Raw genomic sequence first — 12,551 nt, 5'->3', positions numbered from 1 at the left:
AGCAGGGCGTCGAAGGTGCCGTCGGCTGCCCAGCGCCGGTAGCGCTCGTAGACGCTCTTCCAGTTGCCGTACCGCTCGGGCAGGTCCCGCCAGGGAGCCCCGGTGGCCAGCTTCCACAGGATCCCGTTCAAGACGGTCCGGTGGTTCAGCCACCGGCGGCCTTGCCGGGGCTGGGCGGGGAGCAACGGCTCGATCCGCATCCACACGGCGTCGGTCAGCTCATGACGACGGACCATATGACCATTGCAACCCAGCCTGGTGATCGATCTCAGCCGAACGACAAGATCTAACGGACACGGCCTAGGAAGGCAACGCCGGCGATGGTCGTCCGCTGAATGCGACGAACCGCGAGAGTGCTTGCCGCCATCGCTGTTCACCCCGTCCCATCAGGGAGAACGAGAGTGGTGGAGGCATTGAAGGGCATGTACGTATCGGCGGTGTCCCCCCTCGGACACACTTTCGTACATGATCGTCCAAGCTCAGCTTGGGCGATCACTGCGTTTACGGGCCGGTTCACGGCTCAGAGCGCAGGCCGGTCTCGGTCTCGGTCTCGTTCCTCCGGGCTCGCCTGGGCGGCGCGGTGTGAGACGAAGACGCAGAACGGGTGGCCGGCCGGGTCGGCGTACACGTGGAGCGGCTCCTCGGGGTCGTCGGCGCGGTCCAGCAGCAGCCGGCCGCCGAGGCGCAGGACGCGTTCGTGCTGGGCCAGCAGGTCCTCGACCGAGGTCACGGTCAGGTCCAGGTGCAGTTGCTGGGGGATCCCGTCGTGGGGCCAGGTCGGCTCGGGGAGTCGCTCGACCTGCTGGAAGGCGAGTTGCGGAGCGCCCTCGGGGGTTCGCAGCACCAGCCAGTCGCGGCCCCGCTCGTCGTCACCGCCCGTCTCGGGCGGCTCGTCGCCCGGCCGGTAGACCAGGCCGAGCAGGTGGCGGTAGAACTCCGCCAGGGCTCTGGCGTCGGTGCAGTCGAGCACCACCTGGCACAGCGTGGGTCTGACGTCCTGTCCGGTCAATCGAACACGCCTCCTCGTGATGGGACGGGTCCTCTGCACCTGTCGCCCCGGTTCAAACGAGCGGCCCACCGCCGTAACGGCCCGCCTGGGCGGCCAGGCGGCCGAGGACATCACGGCGGAGACGTTTCTGCTGGCGTTCGACTTGCGTGACCGGTTCGACCTGGAACGAGGCGGCCTGTGGCCCTGGCTGTTCGGCTTCGCCACGAACCTGGTGGTCCGGCATCGCCACAAGGAGGCCCGGCGCTACAAGGCGCCGGCCCGGCTGGATCCCGCGCCGGTCGTGGAGCGGCACGACAACCGGGTCGTCGCCTCCGTGGCCGCCGTGGCCGCCGCGGCCGCCGGTGTCCCGCGCTCAGCGTGCCTGCCAGGATTGCTGCCGCGAGTTTCTTGCCTGATGCCATTGACCCTCGCAAGATGAGAAATCGATTCGCTTTCCTCCCCTGTTCCTTCGAAGGTCGTTTCTTCTTCCACGGCTATCGGGCGAACAGCTGGGACAGCCTCTCGCTGAGCTGGTCGTAGGGGCCTTCGGCGGCGACGCGTCCCTCCTCCAGCAGCACGATGTGGTCGGCTTCCCGGATGGTGGAGAGCCGGTGGGCGATGACGAGCGTGGCCCGGCCCGCGGCGGCTCGCCGGAGCGCCTCGGTGAGGCGGGCCTCGTTCTCGGGGTCGAGGTTGGCCACCGCCTCGTCCAGGACGAGCACCGGGGCCCGCGTGGCCAGCGCCCGGGCGACCGCCACCCTGGCGCGCTGGCCGCCGGAGAGCGTGACGCCCCGTTCCCCGACGGGAAGCTCCGGGTCGACGGCGAGCTGGGCGGTGCGCAGCGCCGCGGCCACGTCGGCGTCGGGCGCGCCGAGTCGTACGTTCTGCCCGATCGTGCCGGCGAACAGGTGCACGTCCTGGGGCACCACCGTGACGTGCCGGTGCGGCTCGGCGATGTTCGGCAGGGGCACGCCGCCGACCAGGATGCGCCCGTCGTCCGGGTCCCAGTGGCGCAGCAGCAGTGACACGCAGGTGGACTTGCCCGCCCCCGACGCGCCGACCAGGGCGACGGTCGTGCCGTACGGGATGCGGAACGACACTCCGCGCAGCACGTCGGGCCCGTCGGGCGTGTAGCGGAACCGTACGTTCTCGAAGACCACGTCCGGCCGGGCGGCGACCTCGCGCGGCTCCTGCGGCGGGGGCACGTTGGCGGGTGCGGTGACCAGCGTGTGCACCCGGTCGGCGGCCGCGCGCAGCGTGCCGTACTCCTTGAGCAGCAGCGCCACCTGGGCGGCCGGGCCCAGCGAGCTGGCGGCGAGGATCATGGCGAGCGGGGCGTGGGCGGGGGTCCGGATGACGGTGACGACCAGGAGCAGCGTCCCCGCTGCCGCGACGGCGAGGAGCAGGTCGGTGAGCGCCGCCTCCAGCCCGCCGCGGGCCGCGTTCGCCGCCTGGGCGCGGGCCAGCCGGCGGGTCTTGCGGGCCAGCAGGTCCCTGCGGCGGTCGAGCGCGCGGAAGGCGGTGAGCTCGCGCATGCCCTGGACGGTGTCGACCACGTCGGACGTCAGCTCGGCGGTGGCGGCCCGCAGTTCGTCGCCGTGCCTGCGGGAGGTCCTGCGCAGCCAGAGCGGCACGGCGAGCACGCACGCGGCCAGCGGGAGCGAGACGGCCAGGAGCAGGGGGTCGATCATCGCCGCGGCCACGGTCCCGGCCGTCAGCACCGTGCCCGCCGTGATGAGCTGCGCCAGGGTGTGCGCGAACAGCCATTCCAGGGTCTCGATGTCCGACAGCGCGGCGGCGGACAGGTCGCCGCTGCGGCGGCCCAGCAGGCGGGCGGGGGTGATCCTGGCGACCGCGTCGTACACCTGACCCCGGAGCCTGGCCAGCACCAGGTACGCCAGGTCGTGCGCGACGTAGGTCTCCCACCAGGCGGCCAGCGTGGCGACCACGACGAGCCCGCCGAGCACGGCGCCGGCCAGGTCGAGGGGCGCGCTCTGGCCGGAGATCGCCCGGCCGGCCAGCCAGGCGCCGGTCACGGCCGCGCCGAGCACGGCGAGCTGCCCGATCAGGTTCGCGGCCAGGGTGGAGAGGAAGGCCCGGCGGTGCGCGCCGACGGCGCCGGCGAGCCAGCGGATGGACGGGGTCATGCCACGCTCTCCAGGATGGTGCCGTTCTCCAGGGTGACCACGTGGTCGGCCTGCCGGATGGTGTCGGGACGGTGGGCGATCATCAGGCAGGTGCGGCCCTCGCGCACCTGCGCCAGGGCCTGCTCGGTACGCGCGTCCACGTGTGAGGTGGCCTCGTCGAGCACCAGGACCGGGGCGTCGGCCAGCAGGGCCCGCGCGATGGACAGGCGCTGCCGCTGCCCGCCCGACAGCGTCGCCCCGCGCTCCCCCAGCGGCGTGTCGTAGCCGGCGGGCAGTTCGGTGATGAAGTCGTGGGCGGCGGCCGTCCTGGCGGCGGCGACCAGTTCCTCGTCGGTGGCGTCGGGCCTGGCCAGGCGCAGGTTCTCGGCCACCGTGCCGTGGAAGAGGTAGGTGTCCTGCGCCACGACGGCGACGCCGCCGCGCAGCGCGTCGAGGGTGAGGTCGCGTATGTCGACCCCGCCGATGCTGATCCGCCCCTGGTCGGGGTCGTGGTGCCGCTGGAGCAGGGCGGCCAGCGTGCTCTTGCCCGCGCCGGACGGGCCGACCAGGGCGACGGTGCGGCCGGGCTCGACGGTGAGGCCGACGCCGCGGACGGCGGGGCGTCCGGCGCCCGGATAGGTGAAGCTGACGTCCTCGAACGTGATGGCGGGCGGCGCGGGGAAGTCCCGCCGCGTCCCCCGGTCCTCGACGGCCGGGGAGGCCGCCAGCAGCGCCTCGATGCCGTCGACCGCCGTTATCCCGAGATATCCGGCGTGCCAGGCGTCGGAGAGGTTCCTCACCGGCCGGAAGCACTCGACGGCGATCACCAGCACCGCGAACACCTCCCACGCGCTGCCCGAGGCCGTCGCGGCGAGGACGGCCGCAGCGGTGCCCGCCTGCACGAAGAACGCGCTGATCCCGGTCTCCACAAGGGAGATCCTGAGCTGGCGCATGGTGGTCAGGTACAGGTCGTGAGCCCGCCCGGCCAGCCGCGCCCCCAGGGCGGCGACCGCCCCGAACGCCCGCAGCGTCGCCATGCCCTGCATCGCCTCCAGGTAGTCCGAGGCCAGCGCGGCGAACGCGGCCCACCGGCCACGCCCCCGGCGCAGCAGGGTCGCGTCCCAGAACCTGGGCACGACCAGGACCCCGGCCACGGCGACAGCCAGGACCGCGGCCGCTGCCGCGTCGACCGTGAACAGCCAGCCGACCAGCGCCACCGGCACGCAGAAGGTGACCACGACCTGCGGAAGGTAGCGGCTGAAGTACGGGTCGAGCCCTTCCACGCCGTCGACCAGCGTGGTCTGCACGTTCCCGGTACGGGCGCCGGACAGGTGCGCGGGACCCAGCCTGCCCAGGTGGACGATGAGCCGGTCGCGCAGCCTGGCCTTGATCAGCCCGCCCGCCCACACGGTCACCGCCTCCCTGGCCCACAGGAGTGCCGCCCGCGCCGCGATCACCGCGAAGGTCCAGGCCAGCAGGCCCACCGCGGCCGGGACGTCCCCGCGTACGAAGGCTGCCAGGGCGGCGGCGAGCAGGACCGCCTGGGTCACGTACGCGGCGCTGACCGCCAGGCCGAGGGCCACGCAGGCCGCGATCGGCCCTCTCACGCTGCCGGCCAGTTGCAGCAGCCGGCGATGAACGATCACGCGCTGTCCTTCCGGGTCACTGAGGCACGTTGTGCCGACTTGATGGGAAGCGAGCGTAAATGATAACTATTTTCATCGTCTAGAGACGACAATGATTTTCACTCCTGGAGGCTCCATGCGCCGCGGCGCTCTCCCCCTCGGCCGGCATCGCGCCCGGCCCGCGCTGAGGCGCTCACTCCTCGCCCTGATCCCGCTCGTCCTGGTGGCGTCCTGCGGCCAGAGCGACCCCCGTCCAGGCGCCACGGCGTCCCCCAAGGCCACCGCCGCCGCCCCGGTCGCCCCGGTCGCCCCGGTCGCCCCGGTCAGCGCCGCGCTGACCGTCACCGACCCGCACGGCGGGACGTTCACGCTGAAGAAGAAGCCCGAGCGCGTCGTGTGCCTGACCGGGCTGTGCGACGACGCCCTGGTCGAGCTGGGCCTGACCCCCGTGGCCACGACCACGCCCGCCCTGCTCTCCCGCTCTGACTACCTGGGCACGAAGGGCGCCGGCGTCCCCGTCATCCCCGGCAGCTTCGGCGGCGAGGACGTCGCGAAGATCGCCGAGGCGAAGCCGGACCTGGTGATCGGCCTGGCCGGGGTGCACGACCAGCTCAGGACCGCCGTGGAGAAGTTCGCGCCGCTGTGGGTGGTCCAGGTGAAGTCGTACGACGACTCCATCGGCTACCTGCGCGCGCTCGCCCAGCTCACCGGCCGAGGGCAGCAGCAGGCCGAGGCTGAGAGCCGCTTCCGCGCCAAGCTCACCGACGGAGCCGCCCGGGCCAAGGCGGCGGGGCTGGACCGGACGCCGGTCCTGGCGATGTACGGGGGCACCTCGGTAGGCGTCAACACCACCGAGGACGTACTGGGGCATTTCCTGTCGCAGTTCTTCGCCTACCCCTGGCCCAGCAAGGGCGGCGGCTTCGAGACCGCGCAGGCCTACAGCATCGAGGAGATCCTGGCCAAGGCCCCTCAGGTCATCTTCATCCAGTCGTTCGGCACCAAGGTCAGCGACCACTACAAGGACAACCCGGTGTGGAAGCGCGTTCCCGCCGTGTCGGCAGGCAGGGTGTTCGAGGTGCCGACCGAGTTGTGGGCGTCCGGCCGGGGCACCAGGGCGTTCGGCATCATCCTCGACGAGGCGCTCGCCAGGGCCGCCGGGTGAGCGCTGCGCTCGGCGGACGCCCGGCGATCGTCACCGGGCTCGGCCTCGCCGTCGCGGCGCTGGCCGGCCTCTGCCTGGGCACGCCGTTCGTGGCCCCGCAGGACCTGCTCACGACGTCCCCGGAGTCGATCGCGCACCTCGTGGTCTGGGAGCTGCGCGTGCCCCGCGTGCTGATCGGCCTGGTGGGCGGCGCGGCGATCGGCGCCGCCGGGCTCCTGCTCCAGGAGTCGCTGCGGAACCCGCTCGCCGTGCCCGAGATGCTCGGCGTCTCGACCGGGGCCGCGCTGGCGGTCAGCGTGTGCGTGATCTGGGCGCTGCCCGTGCCGCCGTCGCTGTACCCGCTGGCGGGCCTGATCGGCGCGGCGCTCGGCGGGCTCGTCACGCTGGCCGCCGCCAGGTCGGGCCGCAGCGCGGGCGGCGTCCTGCTGATCGGCGCGGCGGTGTCGACCGGCATCCAGGCGCTGCTGCTGGCCGTGATGGCCACCGCCGACCGGCTCCAGTACGACATGCTCTTCCGCTATCTCGTCGGCAGCCTGTCCGGCCTGATGTGGGAGCAGACCTCGGAGACGCTGCCGTGGTTCGCCGTCGCGCTCCCCCTCGTCGTGCTGTGCGTGCCCGCGCTCGGCCTGCTGCGCCTCGGTGACGACGCGGCCGCCTCGCTCGGCAGCCGGGTCGGCCTCGCCCGGCTCGGGGTGCTCGCGGTGTCCACCCTGCTGATCGGGGCGGTGACGGGGCCGTGCGGCCCGATCGCCTGGGTCGGGTTCCTGGCACCGGTGCTGGCCAGGCGGTTGCGCCCGCACGCGGGAGCCCGGGGCTGGCTCCCGTGGTCGGCCGCGCTCGGAGCGCTGATCACCTTGACGGCCGACCTGGCCGCGCGGCTGGCGTTCGACCCGGTGGAGACTCCGCTCGGGGCGTGGACGGCGCTGGCCGGCGTGCTGGCCGGAGCCGCCCTGCTGCGCAGGCGGGCGGCCGCATGACGACGAGGCCCGCGCGGGTCGTCGTGGCGGCGGCCCTGCTGCTGGTGGTCGCGGCCACGCACCTGCTCGTCTCCGGCCAGCCGCCCGGCGCGATCTCCGGCCTGCTCGACGGCGCCGCCGACAGCCAGGCCGAGAAGATCGTGTGGGAGCTCGGCGTGCCGAGGCTGCTCACCGCCCTGCTCACCGGCGCCGCCCTGGGCGTCGCCGGGTACGTGCTCCAGGCGACGCTGCGCAACGCGCTGGCCGCGCCCGAGTTCTCCGGCGTGAACCCCGGCGCGGTGCTCGGCATCCTCGGCGGGCTCACGCTCGGCCTGTTCCCCGCCGACTCCGCCGCGGGGGCGCTGCTCGCCGCCCTGGCCGGAGGCGCGCTGGGCGGCGGGCTCACCTGGCTGCTGTCGGCCGGCCGCGACCCGGCCAACCTGGTGGTGCACGGCCTGCTCGGCAGTGCGCTGCTGGCCGGGCTGACCACGATGCTGCTGGCCTACCAGCCGAGCAGGTTCGGCAACGCGCTGCGCTGGCTGATCGGCTCGGTCGAGGGACGGGTGTGGGAGCACCTGGCCTTCGTCTCCTGGTGGATCGCCGGGGGCGTCGCCGTGGCGTGGGCCTGCTCGGGCCTGCTGGCCGTCCTGTCACCCGGTGACGACCACGCTGCCTCGCTCGGCCTGCGTCCCGGCCTCGGCCGGGCCGTCGCGCTCACCGTGGCCATCGCCCTGACCGCCGGCGCGGCCAGCCTGTCGGGGGCGATCGCGTTCGTCGGCCTGGCCGCTCCGCACGTCGCGCGCAGGCTGGGCGGGCGCGTCCCCATCGTCGCCGTCGTCGGCGCCGTCGCCCTGGCGGGCGCCGACAGCCTCGCCCAGCTCGCCGGGCACCTCCTCGACGGCACGCACCGGCTCGGCGTCCCGACCGGCGTGATCACCGCCCTGGCCGGCGCCGCCGTCCTGATCAGACTGGGAAGATCGCAATGAGCATCAAGGTCGAGGACCTGCACTTCTCGTACGCCACCCGCCCCGTCCTGACCGGCGTCGACCTCACCGTCGAGCCCGGCGAGTTCGTGGCCCTGGTCGGCGTCAACGGCTGCGGTAAGAGCACGCTGCTGCGCCTGATCGCGGGCCTGGTCAAACCGTCGTCCGGCCGCATCCTGCTCGGCGGCGCGGAGCTGACGTCGCTGTCGCGCCGGCAGGTGGCCCAGCGGCTCGCGGTGCTGCACCAGAGCCTGCCGCCCGTGCCCGCGCTGACCGTCCGCCAGCTCGTCCGCCAGGGCCGCTACCCCCACCAGGGGCCGCTCGGCCTGCTGCGGGAGTCGGACTCCATGGACGAGGCGCTGGAGCTGGCCGGGGTCGCCCATCTCGCCGACCGCGTCCTCGACACGCTGTCCGGCGGCGAACGCCAGCGTGTCCGGCTGGCGCTCGCCGTGGCCCAGGACACCGGCATCTTGCTCCTGGACGAGCCGACCGCCCATCTGGACATCCGCCATCAGCTGGAGGTCCTCGAACTCGTCCGCACCCTGCGCGAGGTCCGCGGGCTCACGGTCGTGACCGTCCTGCACGAGCTGGACCATGCGGCCCGCTTCGCCGAACGCGTCGTCGCGCTCCACGAGGGCCGGGTCCACGCCGACGGCGAGCCGGCACACGTGATCACGCCGGAGCTCCTGGCCGACGTGTTCGGCGTGGCCGGACGGGTGGTCACGGACGAGCTGCACGGCTCGCCCCGCTGCCTGCTCGACGCCGCCCTCTGACCACCGCCCTGGCCGGGGTCCGCTATTCCTCGCGTATCAGCTCGTGGTCCTCGCCGCGGTCGATGCGGTCGGCGTGGTAGAGGCCCTGGGCGAGCAGGCGGCGTACGTGCTCGTCGGCGGCGGTGTAGTAGACGAACGTGCCTTCCCTGCGTCCCTTGACCAGGCCGGCCAGGCGGAGCTTGGCCAGGTGCTGGCTGACGGCGGTGGGGGCGGCGTCGGCGAGCTCGGCCAGGCAGGCGACCGACGACTCGCCCTGGAGGAGCGCCCACAGGATCTTGATGCGGGTGGGGTCCGACAGCAGCCGGAACGACTCGGCCGCCAGGTGCACCTGCTCTTCGGACGGCATGTCGAAGCCGGACAGCGACGTGTGCATGGTCTCAGCCTAGCCACAGCCCGCCCTGCTTGCTTGTCTGCGTATATACGCATATACGATGGCCCGGTGATTACCGATCTGAGCGCCGCCCAGGCCGCCACCCCCGCCCCCGGGCACTGGCGCGCCACGCCGTGGAGCGCCGGCATGTGGTCGCTGCCGGAAGTGCGCTGGGCCGCCCTCGCCGTCGCGCTGTTCGCCGCCGGCGGCCTCTGCCAGCTGGCCGGGGCGCCCCCGTGGCTGTGGTGGACCCTGTACCTGACCTGCTACGCCGCCGGCGGCTGGGATCCCGGGCTGGCGGGGCTGCGGGCGTTGCGCGAGCCCCGGCTGGACGTGGACCTGCTCATGGTCGCCGCGGCGATCGGCGCCGCCGCGATCGGGCAGGTCTTCGACGGCGCGCTGCTCATCGTCATCTTCGCCACCTCCGGCGCGCTGGAGGCGGTCGCCACCAAGCGCACCGAGGACTCCGTACGCAGCCTGCTCGACCTGGCCCCCACCACGGCCAGCCGCCTCACCGAGGAGGGCGGCGAGGAGACCGTCCCCACCGAGCGGCTCGCGATCGGCGACGTGATCCTGGTCCGGCCCGGCGAGCGCGTCGGCGCCGACGGCCGCGTGCTCGACGGGGCCGGCGAGGTCGACCAGGCCACCATCACCGGGGAGCCGCTGCCCGTGACCAAGCAGGCCGGGGACGAGGTGTTCGCCGGCACCCTCAACGGCAGCGGCGCCCTGCGCGTACGGGTCGAACGGGACCCGGCGGACTCGGTGATCGCCCGCATCGTGGCCCTGGTGGAAGAGGCGTCGAGGACCAAGGCGCCGACCCAGCTGTTCATCGAGAAGGTCGAACAGCGCTACTCCATCGGCATGGTCATCGCCACGGTGGCGCTGTTCGCGCTGCCGCTCATGTTCGGCGCCGACCTGGAGCCGACCCTGCTGCGCGCGATGACGTTCATGATCGTCGCATCGCCGTGCGCCGTGGTGCTGGCGACCATGCCGCCGCTGCTGTCGGCGATCGCCAACGCCGGACGGCACGGCGTACTGATCAAGTCCGCGGTCGTCATGGAACGCCTGGGCCAGGTCGACGCCGTCGCGCTGGACAAGACCGGCACCCTCACCGAAGGCGCCCCGCAGGTCGCCGACATCCGCCCGGTCGCCGGCCTGTCCGCCGACGAGGTGCTCGCGCTGGCCGCCGCGGCCGAACACCCCAGCGAACACCCACTCGGCCGCGCCGTCACCGACGCCGCCCGCGAACGCGGCCTCGACGTGGCGAGAGCCGAGAACTTCGCCTCCACCCCCGGCCTCGGCGTGACCGCCACGGTCGGCGGCGCCGAGATCACGGTCGGCAGCCCCGACCGCCTGCCGCACGGGCCGGGCGTGCCGGACACCGCCGACCTGAGAGCCCAGGGCCGCACCACCGTCCTGGTCACCCGCGACGGCGAGCCGATCGGCGTGCTCGGCATCACCGACCGCCTCCGGCCCGACGCCGCCGCCACCGTCGCCTCGCTCACCGCCCTCACCGGCAGCGCCCCCGTCCTGGTCACCGGCGACCACGCCCGCGCCGCCGCCCACGTGGCCGGCCAGGTCGGCATCACCGACGTACGCGCCGGGCTGCTCCCCCAGGACAAGGTCGGCGTCGTACGTCAGTTGCAGGACACCGGCCGCAGGGTGCTCGTCGTCGGCGACGGCGTCAACGACGCTCCCGCGCTGGCCGCCGCCCACAGCGGCATCGCCATGGGCCGCGCCGGATCGGACCTCGCCCTGGAGACCGCCGACGCCGTGGTGGTACGGGACGAGCTCGCCGCCATCCCCGCCGCGGTGGCCCTCTCCCGCCAGGCCAGGCGCTTGATCGTCCAGAACCTGGTCATCGCCGGAGCCTTCATCACCGGCCTGGTCATCTGGGACCTCACGGGCGACCTGCCGCTGCCGCTCGGGGTGGCCGGACACGAGGGCTCGACGGTCATCGTCGGCCTCAACGGGCTGCGACTGCTCCGTGAAAAGGCCTGGCTCCAGGCACGGGCCGGCCGGGGCTAGCCAGGCGTTTCCGCCACGGGCAGCAGGCGGGTCAGCAGGGCCGGCGGCAATTGGGCAGGCGCGATTCTCTGTCATTCATCATGCATCGGACCAGCGTCACCATAGACATTTCGCTCGCGAAATCGCCCGGCCGTGGGTATTGGTTTTTGGGGATTGCCAGGTTCGGGATTGCACCACCATGATCGGGACCAGCCGACACCTCATGGAGGAAGCAGCATGCTGACCGTGATCGGCGCGGGGTTCCCGCGCACCGGTACGAGTTCGATGAAGGCGGCACTGGAGCGGCTCGGGTTCGGGCCGTGCCATCACATGTTCGACGTGGGGTCGAACTCTGACCGGGCCAAGCGGTGGGCGCCTCTGGCCAGCCACGACACGGTCCCGGACTGGGAGTACGTGCTGGAGGGGTTCCGGTCGTCGGTGGACTGGCCGGCCTCGTTCTTCTGGCGGGAGCTGGCGGAGGCGTACCCGGAGGCCAAGGTGGTTCTCACGGTCCGCGACCCGCAGTCCTGGTTCGCGAGCATGCGGACGCTCATCGACAACGGGCCGGCGCGTTTGCAGAGCGAGAAGCTGGCGCCCGAGATGGCCGGTCTCGTGGAGAACATGATGACCACGCGCCCGCTGCTCGAGCGGATGATCCGGGAGGGGCTGGGCAGCGACAGCCCCTTCGGCGTGGTCCCGGACGAGAAGGAGACCATCGCAGCGTTCGAGCGGCACATCGTCACGGTGCGGGAGAGCCTGCCGGCGGAGCGGCTGCTGGTGTTCGACGTGCGGGAGGGGTGGGAGCCGCTCTGCCGGTTCCTGGGCGTGGACGTCCCCGAGGGGGAGCCGTTCCCGCACCTGAACGACAGCAAGATGATGGAGGAGTCCATCGAGCGGCTGATGAAGGGCGAGAAGGTCGGGCTGCCGTTCCACCCTGTGGAGTGAGCTAGGCGTCGAGCAGGGCGGCGGCGAGCTCGCGGGCCTCGCGCAGCCAGGCGTCCCGCTGCGGTCCGTCGGAGCCGGTCACCGTGCGGAAGACCTTGCGGCGTACGTCCACGACGCCGACGTAGGGCAGCACGCAGGCCCCCCAGATGCGCTCCAGCGGGTCGCCGAACTCGTCGCGTTCGCGGTCGGCCGGGGTGTCGGAGGTGTTGAGCACCAGTGCCCGCCCGGCCTTGAGCAGCCCGGCGGGTTCGCCGTCGGCGGTGCCGAGCTTGTAGGCGACGCCGGGGACGAGGACGCGCTGCACCCATCCGGCCAGCATCGCGGGCGGCATGCCCCACCAGTTCGGGTGCACGAACACCACGGCGTCCAGTTCGGCGACCTCGGCCCGGTGGGCCTGGACGAGGTCGTCGGCGGACGGGGCGCCGTCGGCCACGGTCTCGGTCTCGGCGGCGGCCAGCGCCGGGGCGAAGCCTTCCGCGTACAGGTCGTGCGCGCGGACGTCGGCGCCCCGTCCGCGCAGCTCGTCCACGACGGCGTCGAAGAGGGCGCCGTTGAAGCTGTCAGGCCTCGGGTGGGCGAGGTAGACGCCGATGCGCATGCGCGAACCCATTCAGAT

13 protein-coding genes are annotated in these 12,551 nt (G+C 73.2%); 7 read left to right on the top strand and 6 right to left on the bottom strand.

What is annotated here, in order from left to right; genetic code table 11:
- Together ACWDXC_RS27920 and ACWDXC_RS27915 are read right to left on the bottom strand one after the other, a co-directional pair.
- Positions 1-236: transposase (locus ACWDXC_RS27920; RefSeq protein ID WP_449986589.1), on the bottom strand; the 236-nt coding region annotated here is incomplete at its 3' end.
- A 284-nt stretch (positions 237-520) separates the two neighbouring features.
- Complete coding sequence (locus ACWDXC_RS27915; RefSeq protein ID WP_449986587.1) at positions 521-1,009, bottom strand: VOC family protein; 489 nt, start codon at positions 1,007-1,009, stop codon at positions 521-523.
- Positions 1,010-1,028: 19 nt separating this feature from the next.
- Here ACWDXC_RS27915 and ACWDXC_RS27910 point away from each other — a divergent pair, with 19 nt between their 5' ends.
- Positions 1,029-1,427, top strand: coding sequence for an RNA polymerase sigma factor (locus tag ACWDXC_RS27910; RefSeq protein ID WP_449986585.1), 399 nt, complete (start codon positions 1,029-1,031; stop codon positions 1,425-1,427).
- Positions 1,428-1,482: 55 nt separating this feature from the next.
- Here ACWDXC_RS27910 and ACWDXC_RS27905 read toward each other — a convergent pair whose 3' ends face one another.
- Both ACWDXC_RS27905 and ACWDXC_RS27900 read right to left on the bottom strand, forming a co-directional pair.
- Positions 1,483-3,135 (bottom strand): ABC transporter ATP-binding protein, encoded by a 1,653-nt coding sequence (locus tag ACWDXC_RS27905; RefSeq protein WP_449986584.1) that lies wholly within the window; start codon positions 3,133-3,135, stop codon positions 1,483-1,485.
- Entirely contained in the window at positions 3,132-4,760 is a 1,629-nt protein-coding gene (locus ACWDXC_RS27900) for an ABC transporter ATP-binding protein/permease (RefSeq protein ID WP_449986582.1), read from the bottom strand. The genes ACWDXC_RS27905 and ACWDXC_RS27900 overlap by 4 nt, the downstream gene beginning before the upstream one ends.
- A 115-nt stretch (positions 4,761-4,875) precedes the next feature.
- On the opposite strand from ACWDXC_RS27900, the gene ACWDXC_RS27895 reads away from it, so the two are divergent.
- Genes ACWDXC_RS27895 through ACWDXC_RS27880 form a run of 4 tightly spaced genes read left to right on the top strand, consistent with a single transcriptional unit; the run spans position 4,876 to position 8,613 of the window.
- Complete coding sequence (locus tag ACWDXC_RS27895) at positions 4,876-5,901, top strand: ABC transporter substrate-binding protein (protein WP_449986580.1); 1,026 nt, start codon at positions 4,876-4,878, stop codon at positions 5,899-5,901.
- Positions 5,898-6,878 (top strand): FecCD family ABC transporter permease, encoded by a 981-nt coding sequence (locus ACWDXC_RS27890; protein ID WP_449986578.1) that lies wholly within the window; start codon positions 5,898-5,900, stop codon positions 6,876-6,878. The genes ACWDXC_RS27895 and ACWDXC_RS27890 overlap by 4 nt, the downstream gene beginning before the upstream one ends.
- The gene (locus tag ACWDXC_RS27885; RefSeq protein ID WP_449986576.1) at positions 6,875-7,843 is read left to right on the top strand and encodes a FecCD family ABC transporter permease; all 969 of its coding nucleotides are present in this window, start codon (positions 6,875-6,877) and stop codon (positions 7,841-7,843) included. The genes ACWDXC_RS27890 and ACWDXC_RS27885 overlap by 4 nt, the downstream gene beginning before the upstream one ends.
- Positions 7,840-8,613 (top strand): ABC transporter ATP-binding protein, encoded by a 774-nt coding sequence (locus tag ACWDXC_RS27880; protein ID WP_449986574.1) that lies wholly within the window; start codon positions 7,840-7,842, stop codon positions 8,611-8,613. The genes ACWDXC_RS27885 and ACWDXC_RS27880 overlap by 4 nt, the downstream gene beginning before the upstream one ends.
- 22 nt (positions 8,614-8,635) lie before the next feature.
- On the opposite strand, the gene ACWDXC_RS27875 is transcribed toward ACWDXC_RS27880, so the two are convergent.
- Positions 8,636-8,986: an ArsR/SmtB family transcription factor gene (locus ACWDXC_RS27875; protein ID WP_449986572.1), complete on the bottom strand. Its 351-nt coding sequence runs from the start codon at positions 8,984-8,986 to the stop codon at positions 8,636-8,638.
- A gap of 66 nt (positions 8,987-9,052) precedes the next feature.
- Here ACWDXC_RS27875 and ACWDXC_RS27870 point away from each other — a divergent pair, with 66 nt between their 5' ends.
- Both ACWDXC_RS27870 and ACWDXC_RS27865 read left to right on the top strand, forming a co-directional pair.
- Positions 9,053-11,011 carry a heavy metal translocating P-type ATPase gene (locus tag ACWDXC_RS27870; protein ID WP_449986570.1) on the top strand — a complete coding sequence of 653 codons (1,959 nt, stop codon included), beginning with the start codon at positions 9,053-9,055 and terminating at the stop codon, positions 11,009-11,011.
- A gap of 216 nt (positions 11,012-11,227) precedes the next feature.
- Positions 11,228-11,935 carry a sulfotransferase family protein gene (locus tag ACWDXC_RS27865; RefSeq protein ID WP_246644544.1) on the top strand — a complete coding sequence of 236 codons (708 nt, stop codon included), beginning with the start codon at positions 11,228-11,230 and terminating at the stop codon, positions 11,933-11,935.
- Position 11,936: 1 nt separating this feature from the next.
- Here the strand turns inward: ACWDXC_RS27865 and ACWDXC_RS27860 are convergent, their stop codons facing one another.
- Positions 11,937-12,533 carry an NAD(P)H-dependent oxidoreductase gene (locus ACWDXC_RS27860; RefSeq protein WP_449986568.1) on the bottom strand — a complete coding sequence of 199 codons (597 nt, stop codon included), beginning with the start codon at positions 12,531-12,533 and terminating at the stop codon, positions 11,937-11,939.
- Positions 12,534-12,551: the final 18 nt, after the last annotated feature.

The sequence above is a fragment of the Nonomuraea sp. NPDC003214 genome (assembly GCF_053590035.1).
The sequence above is the reverse complement of the archived record's forward strand: the minus strand, read 5'-3'. Positions and strand labels throughout refer to the sequence as shown.